Annotated in this window: 22 protein-coding genes; 11 read left to right on the top strand and 11 right to left on the bottom strand. The window is 67.5% G+C overall.

Translation table 11 applies throughout. The features are described from left to right. Nucleotides 1-51: 51 nt before the first annotated feature. On the bottom strand, nt 52-1,086 hold the full coding sequence (locus tag AB4Y67_RS05795) for an Lrp/AsnC family transcriptional regulator (protein WP_441404836.1): 1,035 nt from the start codon (nt 1,084-1,086) through the stop codon (nt 52-54). 138 nt (nt 1,087-1,224) lie between these two features. Here AB4Y67_RS05795 and AB4Y67_RS05790 point away from each other — a divergent pair, with 138 nt between their 5' ends. Together AB4Y67_RS05790 and AB4Y67_RS05785 are read left to right on the top strand one after the other, a co-directional pair. Then, a complete protein-coding gene (locus tag AB4Y67_RS05790; RefSeq protein WP_441404835.1) occupies nt 1,225-2,460 on the top strand; it encodes a M20 metallopeptidase family protein in 1,236 nt (411 codons plus the stop codon). A 22-nt stretch (nt 2,461-2,482) separates the two neighbouring features. Continuing rightward, on the top strand, nt 2,483-3,769 hold the full coding sequence (locus AB4Y67_RS05785) for an MFS transporter (protein WP_441404834.1): 1,287 nt from the start codon (nt 2,483-2,485) through the stop codon (nt 3,767-3,769). Nucleotides 3,770-3,886: 117 nt separating this feature from the next. Here the strand turns inward: AB4Y67_RS05785 and AB4Y67_RS05780 are convergent, their stop codons facing one another. Next, nucleotides 3,887-4,123: a hypothetical protein gene (locus tag AB4Y67_RS05780; RefSeq protein WP_441404833.1), complete on the bottom strand. Its 237-nt coding sequence runs from the start codon at nt 4,121-4,123 to the stop codon at nt 3,887-3,889. A gap of 184 nt (nt 4,124-4,307) precedes the next feature. Here AB4Y67_RS05780 and AB4Y67_RS05775 point away from each other — a divergent pair, with 184 nt between their 5' ends. Then, complete coding sequence (locus AB4Y67_RS05775) at nt 4,308-6,974, top strand: PEP/pyruvate-binding domain-containing protein (RefSeq protein ID WP_441404832.1); 2,667 nt, start codon at nt 4,308-4,310, stop codon at nt 6,972-6,974. Nucleotides 6,975-7,014: 40 nt separating this feature from the next. Here the strand turns inward: AB4Y67_RS05775 and AB4Y67_RS05770 are convergent, their stop codons facing one another. Further along, nucleotides 7,015-7,800, bottom strand: coding sequence for a GNAT family N-acetyltransferase (locus AB4Y67_RS05770; RefSeq protein WP_441404831.1), 786 nt, complete (start codon nt 7,798-7,800; stop codon nt 7,015-7,017). Between the two features lie 144 nt (nt 7,801-7,944). Between AB4Y67_RS05770 and AB4Y67_RS05765 the strand changes: the two genes are divergently transcribed. Genes AB4Y67_RS05765 through AB4Y67_RS05750 form a run of 4 tightly spaced genes read left to right on the top strand, consistent with a single transcriptional unit; the run spans nt 7,945 to nt 11,459 of the window. Beyond that, a complete protein-coding gene (locus AB4Y67_RS05765) occupies nt 7,945-9,111 on the top strand; it encodes a hypothetical protein (protein WP_441404830.1) in 1,167 nt (388 codons plus the stop codon). Nucleotides 9,112-9,113: 2 nt separating this feature from the next. Continuing rightward, nucleotides 9,114-9,821 carry an ABC transporter ATP-binding protein gene (locus tag AB4Y67_RS05760; RefSeq protein WP_441404829.1) on the top strand — a complete coding sequence of 236 codons (708 nt, stop codon included), beginning with the start codon at nt 9,114-9,116 and terminating at the stop codon, nt 9,819-9,821. Next, nucleotides 9,818-11,014 (top strand): ABC transporter permease, encoded by a 1,197-nt coding sequence (locus tag AB4Y67_RS05755; protein ID WP_441404828.1) that lies wholly within the window; start codon nt 9,818-9,820, stop codon nt 11,012-11,014. Before AB4Y67_RS05760 ends, AB4Y67_RS05755 begins: the two co-directional genes overlap by 4 nt. 25 nt (nt 11,015-11,039) lie before the next feature. Then, nucleotides 11,040-11,459: a hypothetical protein gene (locus AB4Y67_RS05750; RefSeq protein WP_441404827.1), complete on the top strand. Its 420-nt coding sequence runs from the start codon at nt 11,040-11,042 to the stop codon at nt 11,457-11,459. Nucleotides 11,460-11,479: 20 nt separating this feature from the next. On the opposite strand, the gene AB4Y67_RS05745 is transcribed toward AB4Y67_RS05750, so the two are convergent. Next, on the bottom strand, nt 11,480-12,526 hold the full coding sequence (locus AB4Y67_RS05745) for an NAD(P)-dependent alcohol dehydrogenase (RefSeq protein ID WP_441404826.1): 1,047 nt from the start codon (nt 12,524-12,526) through the stop codon (nt 11,480-11,482). Between the two features lie 96 nt (nt 12,527-12,622). Here AB4Y67_RS05745 and AB4Y67_RS05740 point away from each other — a divergent pair, with 96 nt between their 5' ends. Together AB4Y67_RS05740 and AB4Y67_RS05735 are read left to right on the top strand one after the other, a co-directional pair. Continuing rightward, complete coding sequence (locus AB4Y67_RS05740) at nt 12,623-13,306, top strand: TetR/AcrR family transcriptional regulator (protein WP_441404825.1); 684 nt, start codon at nt 12,623-12,625, stop codon at nt 13,304-13,306. Nucleotides 13,307-13,347: 41 nt separating this feature from the next. After that, nucleotides 13,348-13,791, top strand: a complete 444-nt coding sequence (locus AB4Y67_RS05735; RefSeq protein ID WP_441404824.1) for a hypothetical protein — start codon at nt 13,348-13,350, stop codon at nt 13,789-13,791. Between the two features lie 50 nt (nt 13,792-13,841). Here AB4Y67_RS05735 and AB4Y67_RS05730 read toward each other — a convergent pair whose 3' ends face one another. Next, nucleotides 13,842-14,999 (bottom strand): DUF6226 family protein, encoded by a 1,158-nt coding sequence (locus tag AB4Y67_RS05730; protein ID WP_441404823.1) that lies wholly within the window; start codon nt 14,997-14,999, stop codon nt 13,842-13,844. A 73-nt stretch (nt 15,000-15,072) separates the two neighbouring features. On the opposite strand from AB4Y67_RS05730, the gene AB4Y67_RS05725 reads away from it, so the two are divergent. Beyond that, complete coding sequence (locus tag AB4Y67_RS05725; protein WP_441404822.1) at nt 15,073-15,489, top strand: SRPBCC family protein; 417 nt, start codon at nt 15,073-15,075, stop codon at nt 15,487-15,489. A gap of 361 nt (nt 15,490-15,850) precedes the next feature. Here AB4Y67_RS05725 and AB4Y67_RS05720 read toward each other — a convergent pair whose 3' ends face one another. The 3 genes from AB4Y67_RS05720 to AB4Y67_RS05710 form a co-directional block, all read right to left on the bottom strand. Beyond that, nucleotides 15,851-16,831, bottom strand: coding sequence for an aldo/keto reductase (locus tag AB4Y67_RS05720; RefSeq protein WP_441404821.1), 981 nt, complete (start codon nt 16,829-16,831; stop codon nt 15,851-15,853). 168 nt (nt 16,832-16,999) lie between these two features. Next, nucleotides 17,000-17,863: an SDR family oxidoreductase gene (locus AB4Y67_RS05715; RefSeq protein ID WP_441404820.1), complete on the bottom strand. Its 864-nt coding sequence runs from the start codon at nt 17,861-17,863 to the stop codon at nt 17,000-17,002. Next, nucleotides 17,856-18,815: a helix-turn-helix domain-containing protein gene (locus AB4Y67_RS05710; protein WP_441404819.1), complete on the bottom strand. Its 960-nt coding sequence runs from the start codon at nt 18,813-18,815 to the stop codon at nt 17,856-17,858. The genes AB4Y67_RS05715 and AB4Y67_RS05710 overlap by 8 nt, the downstream gene beginning before the upstream one ends. Before the next feature lie 296 nt (nt 18,816-19,111). Between AB4Y67_RS05710 and AB4Y67_RS05705 the strand changes: the two genes are divergently transcribed. Then, a complete protein-coding gene (locus tag AB4Y67_RS05705) occupies nt 19,112-20,158 on the top strand; it encodes a hypothetical protein (RefSeq protein ID WP_441404818.1) in 1,047 nt (348 codons plus the stop codon). On the opposite strand, the gene AB4Y67_RS05700 is transcribed toward AB4Y67_RS05705, so the two are convergent. The 3 genes from AB4Y67_RS05700 to AB4Y67_RS05690 form a co-directional block, all read right to left on the bottom strand. After that, on the bottom strand, nt 20,143-22,548 hold the full coding sequence (locus AB4Y67_RS05700) for an ATP-binding cassette domain-containing protein (protein WP_441404817.1): 2,406 nt from the start codon (nt 22,546-22,548) through the stop codon (nt 20,143-20,145). The genes AB4Y67_RS05705 and AB4Y67_RS05700 overlap by 16 nt on opposite strands. Nucleotides 22,549-22,609: 61 nt before the next feature. Further along, entirely contained in the window at nt 22,610-22,999 is a 390-nt protein-coding gene (locus AB4Y67_RS05695; RefSeq protein WP_441404816.1) for a DUF7793 family protein, read from the bottom strand. 126 nt (nt 23,000-23,125) lie between these two features. Beyond that, on the bottom strand, nt 23,126-24,166 hold the full coding sequence (locus AB4Y67_RS05690; RefSeq protein WP_441404815.1) for an NAD(P)-dependent alcohol dehydrogenase: 1,041 nt from the start codon (nt 24,164-24,166) through the stop codon (nt 23,126-23,128). Between the last annotated feature and the right edge of the window lie 171 nt (nt 24,167-24,337).

The raw sequence follows: 24,337 nt of genomic DNA, 5'->3' as shown, positions 1-24,337 counted from the left end.
GCAGCGAAGTAACCGGGCAGGAGCGCAGCCGGGCAGCGGGAACAGAGGTCCTCAGGCCGTCGGCGCCAGCTCGGCGGCGGGCACCACAACGGCGCCGGTGGCGGTGGAATCCGGGTTCAGCATCCAGCCGACCCGCTTGGCGGAGTTGAGCACCACAACACTTTCCACGAGCTCGATGCCGGGGATCCGCAGCTGGAGTGCCTGTTCGGCGTTCATGACGTCCGCAAGGGAATGCAGCCACATCAGGATCACAAAGTTGGTGCGGCCGGTGGTGGAGGCAGTGAGCCGGATGTTGCGGAAGCTGCGCAGCTCGGCGGCGGCGGCCTCATGCCGGCCCGGTGGAACGTTGGCGAACCACTGGCAGGTCACCGGGTACCCCGAGTATTTCTGCGCCATTTCGCACCGGAACGAGAGAACCTGGCTGGCCAGGACCCGGTTCAGCTGGCGCTGGACCGTGGCCGGGCTGCGCCCCAGGGCACGGGCGATGTCAGCCGCCGCCGCGCGGCCGTCCCTGGCCAGGAACGGGATCAGGTCCAGGTGGCTCTGCGGCAGCGGCGGACCCTGGTTTCCTGCCGGTGCCGTGCCGGAGGCCTCGGGCCCGGCCAGCGCCTGAAGCGCGGCCATCTGCGCCTTGTCCAGGACGTTCAGCCGCCACGCGTAGCCGCCGGCGTGCAGCCGGGTGCACAGCGCCGTCTGGTACTTGGTGAGGCCGGGAATCTCCTTGAGCTGCTCCAGGACGACGTCGCTGAACTGGGCCAGGGTGGGCGTGATGACCGTCAGCATGAGGTCACGGTTGCTGGCGGCCTCCTCCACCGTGACCACTTCGGGGATCGCCGCCAGCGCTGCGGTTACGGCCGCCCGCGACTTCATCTCGCAGTCCACATCGACCAGCGCCAGGCACATCTGCTTCGGATCGCCGATCAGGTGGGCCGTGCTCCAGGCCGCGCCGGAGGCCTTCAGCCGCTCCCAGCGGGCCGCCAGGGTGGTCGCGTGGACGCCCAGGATGCCGGCGGCATCCGACCAGCTGATCCGCGGCGCAATCTGCAGCGCATTGATCAGCTGCAGGTCTTCCTCACTGATCTCCACGGGACCTCCCCCCTCGATGAATGATTCCTGTACTTAGGATCCTACTTTTGCATTTTTCCAGCCATTCTCTCGCGTGTGACTCCAGTCACTTCACAATGGTTCGTAAGCACCTGCCAACCGTTCGGGAAGAGGGAACATATGTCGGTCACCGCCGATGCCAAGGAACTGCAAAGCCACATCACCCGGCTGCGCCACGAGTTGCACCAGGAACCCGAGATCGGCCTGAGCCTCCCGCGCACCCAGGAGAAAGTTCTCAAAGCCCTCGACGGCCTGCCGTACGAAATCACCCTCGGCGAGACCACGACGTCGGTCACCGCGGTTCTGCGCGGAGGCGCACCGCACGCATCAGCCGACAAACCCGTCGTCCTGCTGCGCGCGGACATGGACGGCCTCCCCGTCCAGGAGCGCACCGGCGTCGACTTCACCTCCCGGCTGGACGGCGCCATGCACGCCTGCGGCCACGATCTCCACACGTCGATGCTGGCCGGAGCCGCCACCCTCCTGGCCGAACGCCGCGGGCAGCTGGCCGGCGACGTCGTCCTGATGTTCCAGCCGGGCGAGGAAGGCTACGACGGCGCCGGCCACATGATCCGCGAAGGCGTGCTGGACGCCGCGGGCCGGCGCGCGGACGCCGCCTACGGCATGCACGTGTTCTCTTCGCTGGAGCCGCACGGCCAGTTCGCCACCAAGCCGGGCGTGATGCTGAGTGCCTCGGACGGGCTGTTCGTCACCATCCTGGGCGCCGGCGGCCACGGCTCCGCGCCGCACGCGGCGAAGGACCCCGTCACGGCGGCCGCCGAGATGGTGACCGCGCTACAGGTCATGATCACGCGGCAGTTCAACATGTTTGACCCGGTCGTCCTGACCGTCGGTGTCCTGCAGGCGGGCACCACGCGCAACGTCATCCCCGAAACAGCGCGCATCGAGGCCACCGTCCGCACCTTCTCCCACGCCTCCCGCGAACGGATGATGGCCGCAGTTCCCACCCTCCTGAAGGGCATCGCCCACGCCCACGGCCTGGAGGTGGACGTCGAATACCGCGGGGAATACCCGCTCAGCATCACTGACGAAAACGAGACCCTCACCGCGGAAAAGACCATCCAAAACCTGTTCGGCGAGTCCCGGCTGACCCGTTGGGCCACCCCCCTCAGCGGATCCGAGGACTTCTCCCGGGTGATGGACGAGGTCCCCGGCACCTTCATCGGGCTCAGCGCCGTCGCCCCGGGAGCGGACCACACCGCCACCGCGTTCAACCACTCCCCCTACGCAACGTTCGACGACGGCGTCCTCACCGACGGCGCGGCGCTCTACGCAGAGCTCGCCATTGCCCGGATCGCAGCCCTGGCCGGCACCCCCACATCCGCCGCTTCCTAGCCCTACTTCTTTCGGAGACATCATGACCACCATCGTTGACCCGCAGCTCGCCAGCCGGGCGGCCACGCGGAAGACCCTCCTCGGCACGGGCATTGGAAATGCCGTCGAATGGTACGACTGGGCCATCTACGCCACGTTCACGCCGTTCATCGCGAGCCAGCTGTTCAGCAAGGCGGATCCTGCCTCGGCCGTGCTGGCAACGCTGGCGATCTTCGCCGTCGGGTTCGTGGCACGGCCGGTCGGCGGTTTCCTGTTCGGCTGGATCGGCGACCGGGTCGGCCGCAAGACCTCCATGACCCTGGCCGTCGGGCTCGCGTCGCTGGGCAGCCTCATGATCGGCGTCGCGCCGTCCTTCGCCAGCGTCGGGTTCTGGGCGTCGCTGATGCTTCTCGTGGCCCGGCTGATCCAGGGCCTGGCCCACGGCGGTGAGCTGCCGTCGTCGCAGACCTATCTTTCCGAGGTGGCCCCGAAAGAGAAGCGCGGCCTGTGGGCCACCCTGATCTACACCTCGGGCACCGTGGGAATCCTGGCCGGCACACTGCTGGGCGCGGTCCTCAACATGACCCTGAGCGCCGAGGCCATGAACGACTGGGGCTGGCGCGTCCCGTTCCTGGTCGGTGCCGTCATGGGCCTCTACGCGCTGATCATGCGCTCCAAGCTGCACGAAACAGAGGCCTTCGAAGGCGAGACGGCCACCCAGAAGCGAGCCGCGATCTGGCCGCAGATCGTGAAGCACCGCAAGCAGGCGCTCCAGGTCATCGGACTGACGGTGGGCCTCACAGTGATCTATTACATCTGGGGTGTTGTGGCCCCGAGCTACGCCGCGACCACGCTGAAGATCGACCGCGGCGAGGCGCTCTGGGCCAGCGTCGTCGCGAACATCGTGTTCATTGCCGCCCTGCCGTTCTGGGGCAAGCTGTCCGACCGGATCGGCCGCAAGAAGGTCCTCTGGGCCGGTGCGGCCGGAAGCGCCGTCATGCACTTCCCCATGACCTGGCTGCTGAAGGACTCAGCCTGGCAGCTGGCCGTGGCGATGTCCGTCATGCTGATCTTCATCGCCGCCAGCGCCGCGATCGTTCCTGCCGTCTACGCGGAACTGTTCCCCACGAGCATCCGGACCATCGGCGTCGGCGTCCCGTACTCCATCTGCGTGGCAGTCTTCGGCGGCACCGCCCCGTACCTGCAGACCTGGCTCGGGACCATCGGCCTCTCCAACCTGTTCAACGTGTACGCCGTGGTGTTGCTGCTCATCAGCGTGCTGTTCGTCTTCACCATCCCGGAGACGAAGGGCAAGGACCTCACGCACTAGGCGGGCCGAAAGGACGCGTCAGGAACAGTCCCTTAGACCCGAACTAAAGTGCCCCCTGCATTTACAGGCAGGGGGCACTTTCGTGCGGGTTGACGTTGGAGAGTCCTTGCGCAGATTTCAGCGGGCGTCCGGGGTTTCACCGTTTCCGACGGCCTCAATCCAGTCGATCGCCTCGTCCGAGAAGTAGAAGCCCGAGGGCCCGTTTTCGCCCACCCACCAGGCGCCGGAACTGACCGATCCACCAGCCTCCTCGATCTCACCGACGATCCCTGCCGGCACTGCGTCGCCGTTGTTGTCGATCAGCCATTCCCGCGTTGCGGGCTTCAGCTTCGGCCACCATTGCTCCATACTCATGGCCGCAGTCTGCCACGGCTCAGCGGGTGCTGAAAGAGCCCGACGGCGGGACCTCAGCCTCAGCGCGGGTCGGGGCTGAGATCCGGCCGGCGCAGCTCTGGCCTCCCGCTTGCGGCGGTGCCACTATGTTGCGCATCAGGCTCAATCAAATCGCTGGGCTTCCGGGCAGGGAGGGCGCACAGTCATGACCTACACCAACACCATCGGTGATGTGGGACCAGGCGACACCGCACTGGTCGGCGGCAAGGGCGTCGGACTGGGCGGCCTCGTTCAGGCCGGGCTGCCGGTCCCGCCGGGATTCGTGCTGAACACCTCGGCCTATGCGGATTTTGTGGACGCCAACAACCTCGGCGAACGGATCAATGAGCTGGCCGCGCTGCCGCTGCAGGCGGGGCCAGAGGACTACGAGGATGCCTCCCGGCGGATCCTTGCCCTGTTCACTGCCGGCACCATACCGGCCGGGATCGCAGCGGAACTCGGCGCCGCCTACGGGCTTATCGGCACGGGTGATACGGCCGTGGCGGTGCGCTCTTCCGCCACGGCCGAGGACCTTCCATCGGCCAGTTTCGCCGGGCAGCAGGAAACCTACCTGAACGTCGTCGGGATGGAGGCTCTCGCCGGGGCCGTCAGGGACTGCTGGGCCTCCCTGTGGACGGCGCGCGCCATGGCCTACCGGGCCCGTGAAGGCATCGGACGGGACACGGTGCGCCTCGCGGTGGTGGTCCAGCGGATGATCGAGGCCGAGTCCGCCGGGGTGATGTTCACCGCCAATCCGGCCAACGGGCGCCGCGACCAGCTCGTGATCAGTGCCGCGTGGGGCCTGGGCGAGGCGGTGGTCAGCGGAAGCGTCACCACCGACGACGTCGTGGTCGACGCTGGGACGGGCCGTGTGCTGTCGCGCCGGACCGCGGACAAGGACGTCATGACTGTCTATGCGGACCACGGCACGCGGGAGCAGCCGGTGCCGGCGGGCCGCCGTCGTCAGCCCGTCCTGGATGACCAGGCAGCGGCCGGGCTGGCCGGCTATGGATCACGGATCGGGGATCATTTCGGGGTGCCGCAGGACATCGAGTGGGCCCGGGCCGGCGGGGAGTTCTTTATCCTGCAGTCAAGGCCCGTCACTGCCCTGCCAGAACCGGCGGCTGACACCCCGGATGCCTGGCCGGTGCCCTACCCGAAAGGACTCTACTTCCGGGCGAGCATCGTGGAACAGATGCCTGACCCGCTCTCGCCCTTGTTCGCCGACCTCATTGACGGCTCGGTGTCCCGGTCGCTGCGGGCCCTGATGTCCGCGGCCGTCGGCACGGATGTCATCCGCGGGGACGACGTCGGGCTGCCCACCATCAACGGCTACGCCTATTACTACTACCGCAACGCGGCGATGTGGCGGGTCATGGGCAAGTCGCTGACTGCGGTACGAGCGCTGGTCCGCGGCCAGTCGCACATGGGCGTGGGCGGCTGGCGGGAATTTTCGCATCCACGCTACGAAAGGGCGATCAACGAATGGTCGGCGAAGCCGGTCCGGGAGCTCTCCGGAGCGGAACTGTTTGAGGGCGTGCTCACGCTGCTGGACGCCGGCACCGTCTACTACACGGCCGTGCAGTCGGTCATTCCGATCGCCGCAACCAGCGAAATCTCTTTCCGGACGTATTACGGGAAGTTCGTGCGGCGTGAGGGAGATCCCTCCGCCGAGACGTTTCTCCTGGGCTATGACAGCGAACCCATCCGGGCCGAGAAATCGCTGTACGACCTCGCCGCCTGGGCCCGGGGCGTTCCGGGGCTGGCGCAGGCAATTCTCGCGGAAAGCACAGCCGCCCTTGTGGAGTCGCAGCGCACCGGGCTCGCCCCCGCCGGGATGGATCCGGCCCTCTGGCAGGAGTGGGATCCCCGCTTCCAGGGCCACCTCAACCGGTTCGGCCACGCGGTCTACAACCTGGACTTCGCCAGCCCGGTGCCGGCCGATGACCCCTTGCAGCTGCTGGAGACAGTGAAGTTCTACTTGCGGGGGCAGGGCGTCGACCCGCACGAGCGGCAGCAGCTGTCAGCCGCGCGCCGGGAGAATCAAACCAGTCAGATGATCACCCGGCTGGGGCCACGCCGCCGGGCCGCGTTCCTGCGGCTGCTCCGGTGGGCACAGCGCGCCGCCCCGATCCGCGAGGATGCCCTCGCCGACGTCGGCCTGGCGTGGCCGCTACTCCGGCGGATGCTGCTCGAATTAGGACAACGGCTGGTTGACTCCGGAGTCATCGCAGAGCCCGCCGACGTGTTCTGGCTGCGCCACCAGGAGCTGCGCAGCGCCGTCGAGTTTGGCCTCGCCGGGCCGGGCGCACCGGCGGCCGTAGCCATCACCGGAGCAGACAGCCCCGTCCGCGCCCACGCCGTCGAGGAACGCAAGATGCTGTGGCGGGGCCAGGCGAAGGCCGCCGCCCCGCAACTTCTCCCGGAGAGCCCGTGGATGGAACGGGTCTTCGGGTCAATGATGCCGGCAGCCTCGCAGGGAGCGCCCGGCGACGTCATCAAAGGCGCCGGTGCCAGCTCGGGCCAGGTCAGCGCCCCGGCCCGCGTCCTGAGAGGACCCGAGGATTTCGCCAGCATGGTGCCCGGCGATGTGCTGGTGGCCCGCATCACCACTCCTGCCTGGACCCCGCTTTTCGCAATGGCCTCGGGCGTCGTTACCGACGTCGGCGGCCCGTTGAGCCACAGCTCCATCGTGGCCCGCGAGTACGGCATCCCGGCCGTGCTCGGTACCGGCGTTGCCACCCAGCGGATAGCGAGCGGCTGGCAGATCCGCGTTGACGGCGACGCCGGCACCGTCACGATCGAGCACCCGGGCGCCTCGCAGGATCAGTGAAACGCGGGAACCGCCAACGGCTGCGCCGAGCCTCCGGACCTCAGCGGCGCCAGCAATACGGCGTCGTCGTTGAGACCCGGAGCAGGCCGTAGCGTTCCAGGATCGGCCGTGAATATTCCGTTGAATCGCTGTGGATGAGCTTCTTGCCCATAGTCAGCGCGGCCTTGGCCCGTGCCGCGGTGACGGCGCGGTAGATCCCCAGGCCGCGCCACGCCTCGAGGGTGGCCCCGCCCCAGATGCCCGCGAAGTCCGTCCCGGCAACCGGTTCAAGCCGTCCCGCGCTGACGATTTTTCCCTCGTGTTCGGCGACCCACAGTTCCATTCCGTCGTCGAGGCCCGCGCGGCGCAGGATTGCCTCGGCGTTGCCGTCAGAGACGGGGCTGCCAAAGACCTCGTCCTGCATGGCGCTCATGGCCCGGATGTCCGGCTCTTCGGTCACTCGTCGCAGGCTCACGCCGTCGGGCAGGTCCACGTCCGCACACAGCGCACTGGCCGGCCCGACCATCACGGACTCGGTCTCTTCCGGCTCGAATCCGAACGCGAGCAGGGCCTCATGGAGTCCGGGCGCAGCATCGTGGCCGCGTGTCTTCCACTCAACCCGCACGATGGCAGGGTCCGCACGGAAGAACGCCGCGGTTTCGGCCACCCAGCCCGCAATCGTTGCCGCACCGGCGCCGTCCAGGCTTTGGTAAGTCACAAAACCCCGGCCGCCGGCGAAGGTCACCAGACGCAACGGGCCAAGGCGTTCGACGGCGACCGCGCTGGGGGTCTCCGCGTCCGTCCGCAACTGCTGGTCGTATGCCGTGAGAAGTTCTGAAATATTCACCGGCCCCACGGTACAACGTCGGTTCAGCCCGCCCGCCCCCGCGCCGACAGCGCGACGTCCCAAGCCGGAAACCGCTCAGCCACTAGGGTGTGAATTGCATCTCTCGCAGAGAGGTTCTGTGGGGAGTTACCGAACGGGGCAGAGATGAGAATTTTCAGGCGCGTCGTTATGCCCTTGGCATGGCTGGCCGTGTTCGCCGTCATAGCCGTGGCGCTGGTCAAGATTGCGTTTGTCGACGGCATGAAGCCGGGACAAATGCTGAACGGGCCGTCGGCGGAGGTCGCCATCCCCGTGGTTCAGGCCGCCCGGGCGACCGTAACCAATTCAGTCCAGATCAAGGCAACCGTGCAAAGCGACGCTGCCGTGGGCGTCCGCAATACAACCGCCGGCGTGGTGACGCACTTGTTTGTCGCAGCGGGAGACAAAGTGACCTCCGGCGATCGTCTCTACCAGGTCCGCACTGAGGTCGCGGCCGAATCAACAGCGCAGGACACCAGCAGCCTCGCGACGGCGGCCGGCCAGCCCGATGCAGCCGGTACCCGGCAGCAGCTGAGCCGAACCGGGCCTGCCTACACTTACGCCGATGTCCTCGCCCCGGCGTCGGGCCTGCTGGAGAGCCTCACTGTGCTGCTCAAACAGCAGGTCGGAGTGGGCGAAACCGCGGGAGCCGTCAACCCGGGGACCTTCACCGTGAGCGGATCCGTCGACGCGGCCCAGCAGTACCGCCTGCTGGCCAAACCAAGCTCAGCGGAGATCGCCGTCGTCGGTGGTCCCGCCCCGTTCTCCTGCCCCACGGTCGCGTTGACGGGCGCAGCGAGCGGCGTGTCCGGGGGCGCGGGCGGTGCGTCCGGCGGGGTGAGCCGCTCGGTGCCTTACGCTGCCGCCATCCCGGGCGGCGGCAGCATGCCCGAGCAGGGCGGCGCGCCGACCGGCACCATCAGCTGCGCCGTTCCGTCCGGCGTCGAGGTGTTCGCCGGGCTGGGCGCGACGATGACGGTCACTGCCGGCCAGGCCACCGACGTCGTCACGGTGCCGCTCACTTCGGTGCGGGGCAGCGTGAAGGAAGGTTCCGTGTGGCTCGCTCCCGCCGGCACCTTCCCGGACTCCGCCGCGGGCTCCGCGGCAGGATCCCCGGCCGGGCCGCAGGGCGGAGAAGCAGAAGAGCGGAAGGTGCAGCTGGGCCTCAACGACGGCTCGATGGTGGAGATCGTCTCGGGCCTCGCCGAAGGTGAGGCCGTGCTTGAGTTCATTCCCGGCGCGCCCGCCCAGCCGCAGCCCGGGCAGCAGTTCGCCGGCATCGCAGGCGGGTAACCATGGAGGAACTGGTGTCCCTCGCGGGTGTAACGCGGACCGTCCGCCTACCCGACGATCAAGAACTGCACATTCTCCGGGGTGTGGACCTGGCCGTCCACGCCGGTGACCACACCGCGGTGATCGGTCGGTCCGGGTGCGGGAAGTCCACCCTCCTGAACCTCCTCGGGCTGCTGGACCTGCCCACCAGCGGAGAACTTCGTTTCCAGGGGACCCCTGTGGAGCGGCTCCGCGGCAACGAACGGGCCGTACTTCGCGGGTCCTCGGTGGGGTTCGTGTTCCAGCAGTTCAACCTCCTGCCGGGCCGGAGCGCGCTGGAAAACGTGATCACTCCCCTGCTGTACGCCAGGGGATCCCAGTTCTGGCGGCGCAGGGAACTGGCCATGGAAATGCTGGACCGTGTGGCCCTGGCAGAGCGCGCCGACACCCTGCCGAACATGCTCTCCGGCGGCGAACAGCAAAGGGTCGCGATAGCGCGGGCGCTCGTGCGCCGGCCCCGGCTGATCCTGGCGGACGAACCCACCGGGGCGCTCGACGTCGACACCGGCCAGGCCGTCATGGGGCTGCTCGATACCGTGGCAACCGAATCGGGAGCCGCGCTCATCACCATCACGCACGACGTCAACGTCGCAGCCCTTGCCCGGGCCTGCTACCGGCTGGAAGCAGGCGTGCTCACCCCCGCCGAGATCCCGGCGGGGGTGCCCGCGTGACCGGGGTCGTGTCCGCCCTGGTGGAGGCGTGGCAGGAACTCCGCATTAACAAGACACGCATTCTCCTGGCTCTCGTGGGAGTGGCACTGTCGGTCGCGGCCCTCACGTCGGTCGTCGGCGTCGGCGACCTCGCGCGGGAGGGGTTCAAGGCAGAGTCGGAGCGAAACGGCGGCCGTTCGGCGACCCTCGCCATCGGGGTTTACGGCCCCAGCCAACCCGATCCGGAAAAACTGGCGGGCGCCTACCGCGGCATCATCGAGCGCTACGGAATAACGTATTACTCGCACTCGGCGTCGGCGACACAGTCCTTCCAGTTTCCCCGGGGCGTCCAGCCCGTGCAGCTCCAGGTGGTCGATCCGGGCTACGGCGTCATTCACCGGGTCGACGTAAGCCAGGGGGGCTGGTTCGCGGCGAACGACGAGGAACGGCTCGCACCCGCGCTGGTCGTGACAGAGAGCTTCTACAACGCCGCCGGACGGCCAAACCTGGCCACCAGTCCCAAAGTCACAATGGCCGGAGACCTGAAGACAACTGCTGTGATCATCGGCGTCGTGCCGGATCCCTATCCTGAGAACCCGCCGTCGGCGTTTATGCTGACGGGCGCTGCCGAGCGGTCGGGGGTCACCACCGGCGGCGCGGCAGGACCCGGGCAGCAGTTCAAAATCTGGGTCCAGGACGACCAGGCCGCCTCACTCAAGGCAGCCATCGCCTCGGACCTGGAGCAGCAGTTCCCTGGCATGCAGTCCATGGTGGACCGCTCGGACTACGCCAGCTACGGGGATCCTTTTGCCCCGGCGCAGCTGGTCGTCGGCGGTGTGGCCGGCCTCGTTTTGCTCCTGGGGGCTGTCGGAATGCTGAACATTTCCATGGTCACCGTGCGGTACCGGGTCCGGGAAATCGGAATCCGGCGAAGCTTTGGGGCCACGTCCCGGCGCATCTTCCTGGGCGTCATGATGGAGTCCGTCGTGGCAACGGCGGTGGCCGGGGTGGTCGGCGTCATGATCGCCGTCGCGGTGGTCAAGAACCCTTGGATCGAATCCAAAATCGCGCCGAGCCTGACGGACTGTCCGCCATTCCCGGTCGACGCGGCCCTGCTCGGTCTGGGTGCGGCAGTTCTTGTCGGCGCATTGGCCGGGGCCATCCCCGCCGTGGTGGCGGTACGCGTCAAGGTCATCGATGCAATCCGCTTCTAGCAAATTAACGGGAAGGAACCACTTCATGGCTGAGACGCCGGCAACAGAATACGCGGAGGAACTGGCGGAGATTCTGGAACTCCGGGATGTTCCCCCCGCGGCGGTAGCCCGGATCGTGCGGGACGTCCAAAGCCGCATCGCCGAATCCGGGGAGGACCCCACGGCCGCGTTCGGGACCCCCGGCAAGTACGCCGACAACTTCGCGCCGAAGTCGCGGATGGCCCGGTTCTGGGCTCTGGTCGTCGCCGCGGTGGTTCTGGCCTCCGGCGGAACACTCGTGTTGATCTCCGGAGTCTTCGGGCTGCAGTCCCCCGCCTACGAACTGTGGGGCCTGCCGCCGTGGGGACGCATTGCGATTGGCGCGGCGGGAATCGCGTCCTTTATGGCCTTGGTCCTGGCCGAGGGGGTGCGCTTTCGGCGGCGCGCCTCGGGCTGGGACGTCTGAACGGGCAGAGCCCATCGCGATTATGAGGCGGCTTCGCCGCTAAAAACCGTGATGGCGATCTTGCCGCGCACGTGTCCGGCTTCGAGGTGGCGCATGGCGTCCTGCACCTCCCCGAGTGTGTACGTCCTGTCGATGCTCGGCGTCACGGCACCGGATTCGAGGAGGGGCGTGAGCCGCTCGAGGTCGCTGGCGCGTTCCTTGGAAGCGAGCATGGCCAGGCGCTGACGCACGACCAGGGACACGAGGGGAGCCCGCAGGCTCCGGCCGAAGCCCCCTGTCCACTTGCCGCCTTCCTCGCCTCCGACAACGACGGCCGTCCCGGTGGGAGTAAGGGCCCGGCGCAGCCGGGAAAGCTTCGGGTTGCCGCCGATGTCGAGGATCACGTCGTAACGACGCGAACCGTCGGCGAAATCATCCGCAGCGTAGTCCAGGACATGGTCCGCTCCGAGGGACCGCACCAGGTCGACCTTTCCGGCACTGCTCACGCCGGTGACCTCCGCGCCGAGGGACTTGGCCAGCTGCACGGCGTAGGTTCCGACGCCGCCTGAGGCGCCCAGGACCAGCACTTTCTGGCCGCGCTCCACCCGCCCGGCGTCGAGGGCCTGGAGGGCGGTGCCCGCCGAGATCGGCACCACGGCCGCCTGTTCGAATGACAGGTTGGAGGGCTTGTGGGCCAGTTTGTCCTCCAGTGCGGCGGCATACTCGGCGAACGACCCCCGGGACATCCCGTACACCTGGTCTCCCGCGGCGAACCGGGACACGGCAGAGCCGACCGCGACGACGGTGCCGGCGACATCGAGTCCAGGCACGCTGTTCTTCGGCCTGCGGAACCCGAATCCGAGGATGCGCATGAGGTAGGGGCGGCCGGTCATCATGTGCCACGTTCCGCGGTCCATGCCCGCCGCGTGCACGCGGATCAGCACTTCATTCTCTGCGATGCGCGGCCGCTCAGTCCGGCCGGAACGCAGGACGTCGACGGCACCGTAGGCGTCCTGCACGATGGCTTTCATGGTGCCGTCGGCGGCAGCCTGGTTGCCTGCGGCCGTCGCACTGATGTGGTTTGTCATGTCGGGACCTTTCCAAAGAGCTTTTCGTACTTAGTACGGTTAATGTATCGTACTAAGTACGAACGGTCTATGGCCTTAAGAAACGTGGAGTGTGAAATGCGCGCAGGAGCCAGCCCGGGCCGCCCCCGGCTCAGCCGGGAACTGGTGCTGCGCGGCGCCGTCGCGGTTGCCGACGCCGGCGGCATTGGAGCCTTGACGATGCGTTCGCTCGCGGACGCCCTCGAGGTCAAGCCCATGTCCATCTACCACCACGTGGCCAACAAGGATGAGGTTCTCGACGGCATCGTTGACATCGTCTTCAGCGAGATCGACCTGCCGGCGATCGGCGGCGACTGGCACACTGAGATGCGACGGCGGGCCGCCTCCGCCCGCGAGGCGATGCGGCGCCATCCCTGGGCAATCGGCCTGGTCGAGACGCGGACAAGCCCCGGCCCGGCAACGCTGAAACACCACGACGCCGTCATTGGCACCCTGCGTGCGGCGGGCTTCTCAGTGGAGATGACCGCCCACGCCTACGCGGTGATCGACGCCTACGTGTACGGGTTCGCCCTCTCCGAGGCCACACTGCCCGTCAACGGCCCGGAACCCCTGGCCGAGGTTGCCGAGCGCATGATGAGCCACTATTCCTCCGGGGACTACCCCCACCTCGCCGAATTCTCGATCGAGCATGTGATGAAACCCGGCTACGACTACGGCGCGGAGTTCGAGTTTGGGCTGGACCTGGTCCTGGACGGCCTCGCACGGTCGATGCAGCACACTGCGGGCACCCGCAACACCTGACCCGAGTTGCTGACGCCGCAATCGTCGAGAAGACTGCAAGCATGACGCCAGGGGGAGACGCGAAAATCGTGCAGTTCCGGACCTATATGCCCCTGCGGTACCGTGCGGCGCTGGCCGGCATTGGTGTTGCTACGGTGGCCGTTCTGTTGCTCGCGGGACAGATGCCGCTGCTGGCGGTGTTTGTGGCGGCGGTTTTCATGGCGGCCATGACGATGTCCGTCCGGGTTCAACTCGACGACGTCGGCCTGTCCATCCGCGTCGCCGGCCTGTTCTCAACCACGGTCCCCTACGGGGAGATCACTGCCGTCTCCGCCGGGCCCATCACCGGATTTCTCCAGGGCATGGGTTTGCGTATTCTCCCAGGCGGCGGCACCGGATACCTCGTTGGCGGCCCGACCGTGCGCATTCAATGCAGCAACACCACCGTGCTCGTCTCATGTGCCGACACTCAACGGCTGGTCACGGGCATCGGCGCCCGGATTTGACTGAAACCGGTGGCCCGGGGGTCGGGACCGGCCCGGCCGAGCCGTCGTTTTCAGTGCCCGCGCAGCGGCCAGGGACTCCATCCCCCGGCTACTTCCCGCAGCCGGATCTCGGCGTCGTGAAGACGGGCGGCGGCGGCCGGGACGGGTTCACCTTGGCCGCTTTCCGAGCCGGAACCGTCGAACGCGTTCAGGGCGTATTCGCTCCAGCGTTTGCGGCCCACCGGGTAGCGTTCGCGGTATCCGCCGGCGGCGACCGAAAGTACCAGGAGCTCCAGCCGGTCCGCTGTTGTCTCGGCCGTTTCGTCGCAGGCGTCGCAGCCGCATACCGGAAACGGGAAGTCGTGCAGCACCCCGGCGTGCACCGCCACGCCCGGATACCCGGTCAGCACAAACGTCAGTGGCGCTGCTCCGGAACGCCGCGGCGTGACCTTGACTGACTCCAGCACGTCCTTGACGTCCAGCAGCATTTCCGCGGCATGCACCGGACTCTCGTCCACGTCGACGTCGTAAACGTCCCTGAGATGGTCGATCAGGGCACGGGCGACGGTGTGGAGCCCGGCGAAACGCTCGGGGTGGCTGTCCACGCTGTAGGCATCGGGGTCGGGCCCGTCGTCGCCCCATTGCCGGCCGTACGGAATGGGCTCCCCCTCGGGCGAGTAATAGACCGTCGTCGGCAGGTGCGGCCGGACATAGCGGGGCTGTCCGGCCGCCGGGGCCACCGGGATCGGCTGCGCTGCCGGGGCCTCATCCAGCTCTTCCTGGGCCCAGTCCGCCAGCATGGAAACGAGGCCTCGAATCGATTCGTCGTCGGCGCTGCGCAGGACGTCGAGCAGCCGATCAACCTCGAACTGCCTCACCGCGTTCCCCACCGTGGGCGAAGCCCCTTCGTAGGCGGTCCACCGCGCGTCCGGCCTCAGCCCGGCGATGGTGTTCCCGGCGAATATGGCCGCCGCGGCGCTGAGCGCGCCGTCGTCTGCAAGCCGGGACCCGTGCGTCCGCAGGAACCAGATGAGCCGTGCAGGGTCCGAGGCCAGTTCCCTGGCCCGCACGCCGTTGCGGTCACAGAATTCGATGAACCGGGCATAGCCGACCACATGCCTGACGGCCGCCGTCGGGCTCTCCGCTGACCGGTACAGCGCCCTGCCGCGCGCCACCGCATCCGGCAGCCCGCCCGGCGTCCCTTCAAACAAATCCTCCGTCGTCCCCATAGGGCGATCCTAGCCCGGGGGCTGGCATACTCGGACGATGGCGGTCTACTTCGAATGCACAACGCGGACAAGCATGCCCAAGCCGGAATTGTTTGACCTTGCCCGCAGCATCGACGCCCACAAGGACTCGATGGCGCGCTCACGGGAAGACGCCGTCGCCGGCGTCAGGACCGGCCTGATCTCCCTGGGAGAAGAGGTGACCTGGCGTGCCTGGCACTTCGGGGTCCCGATCCGGATGACGAACCGGATCACACAGATGGAGGCTCCGGACTTTTTTGTCGACGAGCAGGTCAGGGGCCCGTTCCGGCGGTTCCGGCACGTCCATGAGTTCGGCGAGGATGCCGACGGGACCACCATGGTGGACCGGATCGAGTTCGCGGCCCCGTTAGGCCTGCTCGGGCGCGTGGCGGAGAAGCTGGTTCTGGCCCGCTATCTCCGGACGCTCATTGAGGCACGCAACCGGCACCTGGCCGTAGCCCCGCAGCGCTGACCGCGAGGACCCAGCGGATTGGGACCACCTGGGGCCGCCATCCCGGTGATCCGGGCGGGCTCGACCGCAGACGTGCAGGACTGAGAAGTCCGGCTCCCGTCCTGCATGACGGTTCGGTAGCAGCGCCCACCCGGCAACTTGGACCGACCAACCTGCTGGGAAGCGGCGCGCCAGTCCCTCCAGCTTGGAGAGCCGGGAAGTCTCTGCGCTTGAGTCCCCAGGATTCACGCGGAGACTTTCCCTATTTGTTTCCGCGGCCTTCCGTGCCAGGGGATTCGGTGCGGAAGGTGAATGGAGGCCGATTTCGGGTCGTCGTCGTGAGGCGCTCAGCTGTCCACTTTCAGGCGCCGTTCCTTTCGGGTCAGCGGTCGATCGAGGCCATGTTGGCCTCGTCGTGGCGCTCCCCCGCCGCGGTTCCGAGCGCGTCCAGCCGGTCCAGCTGGTCGCCGGTGAGTTCGATGCCGTCGGCCGCGGTGTTTTCTTCGACCCGGCTGACGCGGCGGGTGCCGGGGATCGGGGCAATGTCGTTCCCTTGGGTCAGCAGCCACGCGAGGGCGGTCTGCGCGGGAGTCGCGCCGATCTCGGCACCGATGGCCGTCACCTCGTCGACGATCGCGAGGTTGCGGCGGAAGTTCTCGCCTGTGAACCGCGGGTTGGTCTTGCGCCAGTCATCGTTGGCGAAGTCCTCGACGGAGCGGATCTGGCCAGTCAACAGGCCGTGTCCGAGCGGCGAGTACGGGACGAAGCCGATGCCGAGTTCGCGCAGCAGCGGCAGGATCTCCGCCTCCACGTCGCGGGTCCACAGCGAGTACTCCGTCTGCAGCGCCGAGACCGGCTGCACGGCATGTGCCCGGCGGATCGTCTCCGGGGAAGCCTCGGACAGGCCGAAGTGCAGCACTTTGCCCTCGGTGATCAGGTCCGCGACCGCGCCGGCGGTCTCCTCGATCGGGGTGCCCCGGTCGATCCGGTGCTGGTAGTACAGGTCGATATGGTCGATGCCGAGGCGCTTGAGGGAGCCCTCGACGGCGGCCTTCACGTTCGCCGCGCTGCTGTCGATCATGCCAGGGCCGCCGCCGGAATGGGAGACCAAGCCGAACTTCGTGGCGATCTTGACCTGGTCGCGGCGCCCCTTGATCGCCTGTCCGACGATCTCCTCACTCAGGAACGGTCCGTAGATCTCCGCGGTGTCAATGTGGGTGACCCCGAGATCGAGCGCGCGGTGGATGGTGCGGATCGACTCCGCGTTATCCAGGGCACCCTCGCTGGTGTAGGTGCCGGCCATGGTCATGGCACCGAGTCCGATGCGGGAGACTTCCAGGCCTCCGAGGCGTGCGGTCTTCATGTCTTTGTTTCCTTTCGGTGTGGTTCTCATGCTGGCGACGGCGGCTGGGCCCGTTTTTGGGCAGGCGCTAGCCATGTGCGTCCAATGGAAGTGTTGTAGGAGTTTCTTGAACGGGCTGACCGGCCGACGCCCCGGGCTCAGGGACGCGGCGGGCGCCGACAGGGAGGGTCAGGCGTCCTCGTGGGCGAGGTTGCTGGAGAGCTCGCGGTAGGCGCCGGCCTGGGCGTGGAGTTCCTTGGACTTGGTCTCGAAGACTCCGACGGCGTCGGCCCCGGCAGCGAAGCGCAACGGCGGTTCATCCAGCTTGGCCAGTTGGATGAGGGCGTCGGCAAGTTTTGCCGGGTTCCCGCCCTGCAGGCCGTTCATGCCCTTCCACGCAGTGACCGTCTGGCGGGTGCGCTCGGCGTAGTCCTCGATGGTGGATGCGGCGTAGCGTGTGGATTCCGGACTGAGCAGCTCGGTGCGGAAGAATCCCGGTTCCACGATCATGGTGCGGATGCCGAACGGCGCCACTTCCGGTGCCAGGGACTCGGCCCAGCCCTCCACGCCGAATTTTGACGCGGCGTAGGCGGTCAGGAACTCCCCGCCGGCGAGGCCGGCGGTCGAGGAGATGGTGACCAGGAGGCCTGAGCGCTGCGCACGCATGAACGGCAGGGCTGCGCGGGTGACGTTCATGGGCCCGAACAGGGTGGTTTCGATCTGTGTCCGGAAGTCCGCCGGGGTGATTTCTTCGAAGAACCCGGCGTAGAAGTTGCCGGCGTTGTTGACGAGGACGTCGATCCGGCCGAACCTGTCGACGGCGGCTCTGACGGCAGCTTCAGCCGCGGCGGGGTCGGTGACGTCCAGTTTCACGGCCAGCAGGTGCTCGGACTGGCCGATGGCCTGGGCGACCTTTTCCGGGTTGCGGCCGGCGGCGACCACCGCATGGCCGGCGGCCAGGGCCGCCTTGGCGATGTCGGTGCCCATACCGCGGCCAGCGCCGGTGATGAACCAGACCTTCTGTTCGGTCCTGGCGTTATCTTGTTCAGTCATGTTCTGTCTTTCGTGGGTTTGATGTTCCGGGCCGAGCGTGGGAGTGCAGATCCGGGGAAGTTTCGCTGATGGTTGTTTGTGGAGGCGACGCCGCCCAGCTGGCGAGGAATGCCAGCGCGTGTTCGGATGCGGAGCCTGGCTCAGAGGTGAAGGTGAACAGGGTCTGACCCTCATCGCCGGGAAGGTGAAGTGTCTCGAACTGCAGCGACAAGTCCCCCGCTACTGGATGGTGGAAGCGCTTGGTTCCCGTGGTGTGGATCCGCACGTCGTGGCCTGCCCACAACGCGGCGAACAGCCCGCTGCGTGTTGTCAGCTCGCCGACGAGCTCGTTCAGGGCCCGATCGTGGGGGTTCCTGCCCGCTTCCGAGCGCAGCATGGCCACCGTGGTGGCGGAGACTGCTGGCCAATCGGGGTAGAAGTCCCCGGCGCCCGGATCCAGGAATAGATAGCGTGCCTGGTTCGGTAGCTGGGCCGGAGCCTCCGGACCAGCAGCTGCTGCGGACTCGAATACTGGCCCATACAGCGCGTGGCCCAAGGGGTTGGCGGCCAGTACGTCCGAACGTCCGTTCTGCACCATGGCGACCGCTCCGGTCATCCCGTCCAGCAAACGCAATACTCCGGGACGGACCCGCTGCTGTGGTGGCCGGCGCGCCGTACGCCGAGGCGGCGTGTTGACCGTCCTCGCGAGGTCCATCAAGTGCGTGCGCTCTGCTTCATCCAGCTGAAGGGCGGCGGCCACCGCTTCGAGCACAGCCTCCGAGACGCCGCGTATGCTGCCGCGTTCCAGCCGTGTGTAGTAATCCGCGCTCACCCCGGCGAGCTCCGCCACTTCCTCCCGGCGCAGCCCTGGAACGCGGCGCAACTCCCCGTAGCGGGGGATGCCGGCCTGCTCCGGGCTGATCTTCGCGCGCCGCGAGATCAGGAAGTCACGGATTTCGTCTTTTCTGTCCACATCCACCACGTTACGCAGGCCGGTCCGACGGTGGCAGTGTCTATCAGACACCCCCAGCCGACAGGCAATGGTCAGGAATCAAATGCCGTTCCCCACGTTGCCGCATCAAGGGTTGCGGTCAAGTGGAAGTAGTTGCCGTCCGTGGCGCGAGAACACCAACAACGTGAATAAATCCACTCGGTATAGAATCTGATCTTCCAGCCTGTTTCCTGCTATTCCGGCCCATTACGGGCCAGCCGTGGCCTGGGGCATCACCCAGGCATCCGCGCAATCCCCCCGCCACCGAAGGAGTTCCCGTGAGTGACCCCCACGACCAGATGGGCCGCCACCGTCCCCGCACGGACGCGGATCTCCTCGCCGGCAGCAACGAACAACAGCGCAGCAGCCCCGCCGTGCGGGCGCCGCGACAACGGGCGCCCCGTCCGCCGGGCCCGCCTGCGCACGGGGCGGGCAGGGATGTCGCCGTTGCCCTTGCGATCGGGTTCGCGGCCGCGCTGTTGGGACTGGCGCCCTGGCTGATCACCGGCGCGCGGCTCCCGCTCCAGAACTTGTGGGGCACGCAGGTGATGCCCGCCCAGATGCCCCTGGCACTCCTGCCGCTGAACCAGTACGAAAGCACAACGCTGGTGGCTCTCATGGTCACGGGCGCGGCGGCCGCCGGCTTCGCGGTCCGGTGCTGGTCCCCCGCGCGGCGGCTCCTGGCCACGTGGTGCGCGGCCGGGGCTGTGGCAGCAGTCCAAGTCGCCGCGGCGACTCAGTCGTTCATTGTGCTCGGCGGCGGCCTGGCGCCCGGGCAGCTGTCCAGCCTCTACCTGGCCGGCATGCTGGCCGGGGTGGCGGCCGCGATGGCTGCCGGGCTGGTGTCGTTGCTGCTCCTCGCGGCAAGATCTACGGCGCTGGCCGCCCTGGGCCCTGGCCTGGTGGCGGTGCCGGTGGTGTCCTGGCTGGCTGCCGGCGTCGGTGGGGTGGCCGGCGTCGGCAGCGTCCCGGTGGTGTTGATCATGCTGTGGCGCTGGCTCCCGGCCGTGCTGGTGGGCGCTGCACTCGCCTGGTGCGGACTGCGCCCGCGAATCCGGGCCTTGGTGTGGATGGCGGATCTGGCGTTGCTCTGGGTGGTGCCCGCGATCTTCTCAGCGGTCAGCAGCATGCTGGGTACGCGGGTGCTGGCGGGAGACCTGCCGGCGATGGCAGCGCTGGGCAAACAGGTTTTCACGGCGGCCCTCGGCCCCGCCGGCGGGGCGGGACCGACAATACTGCTGGCGCTGGCGATCGCCGTGATCGGGACGGTCGTCCGGGAGCAGACCCGGAAAAATCAGACCGGGAAGAATCACCCGCCGACGTAGGCCGCGAGGTGCTCGCCGGTGAGGCTGGACCGGGCGGCGACCAGATCGGCCGGGGTGCCTTCGAAGACGACCCGGCCGCCGTCGTGCCCTGCGCCGGGACCCAGGTCGATGATCCAGTCGGCGTGCGCCATGACCGCCTGGTGGTGCTCGATCACAATGACGGATTTGCCGGACTCCACCAGGCGGTCGAGGAGGCCCAGCAGGTTCTGGACATCGGCGAGGTGCAGGCCGGTGGTGGGCTCGTCGAGGACGTAGACGTCACCCTTCTCCGCCATCTGGGTGGCCAGCTTGACGCGCTGCCGTTCGCCGCCGGACAGTGTGGTGAGCGGCTGGCCGAGGGTGAGGTAGCCAAGCCCGACGTCCACCAGCCGGTCGAGGATCTTGTGCGCCGCCGGTGTCTTCGCCTCGCCGGCACCGAAAAAGTCCTCGGCCTCGGTCATCGACATTGCCAGCACTTCGGCGATGTTGCGGCCGCCCAGCCTGTACTCCAGGACTGACGCCTGGAACCTCTTTCCCTCGCAGTCCTCGCACGTGGACTCGACGGTGGCCATCACGCCCAGTTCGGTGAAGATGACGCCGGCACCGTTGCAGGTGGGGCAGGCGCCTTCGGAGTTGGAGCTGAAAAGCGCCGGCTTCACGCCGTTGGCCTTGGCAAACGCCTTCCGGATCGGCTCAAGCAGGCCCGTGTAGGTCGCCGGGTTGCTGCGCCGGGACCCCTTGATGGCGCCCTGGTCGATCACCACAACACCCTCGCGGCCGGCCACCGAGCCCTGGATCAGCGAGCTTTTTCCCGAACCTGCGACACCCGTGACCACGCACAGCACACCAAGCGGAACGTCGACGTCGACGTCCTTCAGGTTGTGCGTCGAGGCGCCCCGCACCTCCATCGCCCCGGAAGGCTTCCGCACGGAGCCCCTGACCTTGGCCCGGTCATCGAGGTGGCGGCCGGTGATGGTGTCACTTGCCCGCAGCCCCTCCACACTTCCCTCGAAGCAGACGCGGCCGCCCTCGGTGCCCGCGCCGGGGCCGAGGTCAACGACGTGGTCAGCGATGGCGATGGTCTCCGGCTTGTGCTCGACGACGAGCACGGTGTTGCCCTTGTCGCGCAGCTGCAGCAGCAACTGGTTCATCCGCTCGATGTCGTGCGGGTGCAGGCCGATCGTCGGCTCGTCAAAGACGTAGGTGATGTCCGTCAGGGACGAGCCCAGGTGCCGGATCATCTTGGTGCGCTGGGCCTCTCCCCCGGACAACGTGCCCGCCGGCCGGTCCAGCGAGAGGTACCCCAGCCCGATTTCGGCGAACGAGTCGAGCAGGTGCTGCAGGCCCTTCAGGAGCGGCGCGACCGAGGGCTCCTTGAGTTCTCGGACCCACGCGGCCAGGTCGCTGATCTGCATCTCGCACAGGTCGGCGATGTTCTTGCCCTGGATTTTCGAGGACCTGGCCTCGGGGCTGAGCCGCGTGCCGTCGCATTCGGGGCAGGCCTGGAAGGTGATGGCGCGTTCCACGAAGGCCCGGATGTGGGGCTGCATCGCGTCGACGTCCTTGGAGAGCATCGATTTCTGGATCTTCGGGATCAATCCCTCGTAGGTGAGATTGATGCCCTCCACCTTGATCTTGGTCGGTTCCTTGTAGAGAAGGTCGTGCATTTCCTTCTTGGTGTACTTGGCGATCGGCTTGTCCATGTTGAACCCGGCACCGCTGAAGATGCGGCCGTACCAGCCGTCCATGCTGTAGCCGGGGACCGTGAGGGCACCCTCGGCCAGCGACTTGGTCTCGTCGTAGAGCGCGGTGAGGTCAAAGTCGGAGACCGATCCCATGCCCTCGCAGCGCGGACACATGCCGCCCAGGTAGACGGCGTTCTGCACAACGCTTTTCTCGACTCTGCCGCCGGCTTTTTCGGTGCTCATCACACCGCTGGCCTTCCGCGTCGGGACGTTGAACGAGAACGCCGTGGGCGGGCCCACGTGCGGCGATCCCAGCCGGCTGAAGAGGATCCGGAGCATCGCGTTGGCGTCGGTGGCCGTGCCCACCGTGGAGCGGGGGTTCGCGCCCATCCGCTCCTGGTCGACGATGATCGCCGTCGTCAGCCCCTCGAGAAAGTCGACGTCGGGCCGTGACAGGCTGGGCATGAACCCCTGCACAAAGGCGCTGTAGGTCTCGTTGATCATCCGCTGCGACTCGGCGGCGATGGTGGCGAACACCAGCGAGCTCTTGCCCGAGCCGGACACGCCCGTGAACACCGTAAGGCGACGCTTCGGGATCTCGATGCTGATGTCTTTGAGGTTGTTCTCGCGGGCGCCCTGCACCCGGAGCAAACCGTGGCTGTCCGCCACGTGCGGTGCGGCCGACTGCGTTTCCGACTGTGCATCCGACGTCGTAGACATACTCATCGTGTCTCCATCTCTCGGGCACGCTGCCTCTGATGCCCCTGACGGTCATGCTAGCAGCGGTTCATTGACCCCGCGGCTCCAAATTGGAGATGTCCGTCAGCCAGATCAGGGCGGCGCTCCTGGAGGTAAAGAACGCGTGCGGGTAGTGGGTGTGGCGGCTCATGGCGGCCGCGATGACCCGGTCCACGGCGTTGGATCCAAGGACGGCGATCGCGATCACGCCGGTCGTCCGGGCGAACTCGTACCGGGCCGCCGCGGTGATCTCCACATCGGTCATTTCCGAGAGCATCGGCATTGGGGTTCCGCCGCTGATTCGCTCCACGGCCAGCATGGCGTCCCTGGCGTCCTCGACGTCGACCAACGAACCAGGACGCCAGACGGATTCAATGATTCCCGCGCGCACGCTCAGGGAATTCTTCCCTTCGGCGGCGACAGCTCGTTCAGGCATCATCGAGTTCATTGTAGGGCCTGAACTGGGACGACACCCGGCAGCGGACATCAAAAAAGGCCCTGCCGGTCTGAACTCTTGGTCCAGACCGGCGAGGCGCCTGTTCGCCGGAACTACAGTGCGGTGGAACTACAGCGTGGAAGTGTCAATAACGAAGCGGTACCGCACGTCGGAGGCGAGCACCCGCTCGTAGGCGTCGTTGATCTTCCCGGCCGGGATGACTTCGATCTCTGCGCCGAGCTTGTGCTCGGCGCAGAAGTCGAGCATTTCCTGCGTTTCGCGGATGCCGCCGATCATGGATCCGGCGAAGGACCGGCGTCCCATGATCAGGGCGAACGCGTTCACCGGGAGTGGTTCCGCCGGGGCGCCCACGTTCACCAGGGCGCCGTCGAGGGTCAGCAGCTGAAGGTAGGAGCTGATGTCGATCGACGCGCTGACGGTGTTGATGATCAGGTCAAAAGTCCCGGCCAGGTCCGTGAAGGTGTTCTCGTCGCTGGTGGCGTAGTAGTGGTCCGCGCCGAGACGCAGGCCGTCCTCCTGCTTCTTCAGCGACTGCGAGAGGACCGAGACCTCGGCGCCCATGGCGTGGGCGATCTTGACGGCCATGTGTCCCAGCCCGCCGAGTCCGACGACGGCCACCTTCTTGCCGGGGCCGGCGCCCCAGTGCCGCAGCGGGGAGTAGGTGGTGATGCCGGCGCAGAGCAGCGGGGCGGCGACGTCGAGCTCGATGCCCTCCGGAATCCGCACGACGAAGTCCTCGGTCACCACCACGTGGGTGGTGTAGCCGCCCTGGGTGATGGTCCCGTCGCGGTCCTCGGCGCCGTAGGTGCCCGTGTTCCCGGCGAGGCAGTACTGCTCTTCGCCCTTCAGGCAGTTGACGCACTCGCGGCAGGAGTTGACCATGCAGCCGACGCCGACGCGGTCGCCGACGGCGTGCCTGGTGACGGCCGAGCCGACCTCGGTGACGATGCCGGCGATTTCGTGGCCCGGCGCCAGCGGGTAGGACTGCGGGCCCCAGTCGCCGCGGACGGTGTGGATGTCCGAGTGGCAGATGCCGGCGAACTTGATGTCGATCAGAACGTCGTGCGCGCCGACGTCCCGGCGCTCGACGGTGGTGGAGACAAGGGGTTCCGTCGCGGAGGTGGCGGCGTAAGCGTTAACGGTAAGCATGGATCTCCTGCTTGTGGATGGTTTGGGGTAGCCCCGGCGTCCGGCACGGGTCACGTGCGGCCTTCCGGCCCGGACGTCTTCGGGGGCACTATCCATCAAACACCACTGAGCTTTACGGAAGGGAGGCCCTGCTGTGAGGGGTACTGGCAGGGCCTCCCTTACGCCGCCGTA

The organism is Arthrobacter sp. YAF17 (assembly GCF_052113365.1).
Classification (GTDB): domain Bacteria; phylum Actinomycetota; class Actinomycetes; order Actinomycetales; family Micrococcaceae; genus Arthrobacter.
This window is presented reverse-complemented; position numbering and strand designations above follow the sequence as displayed.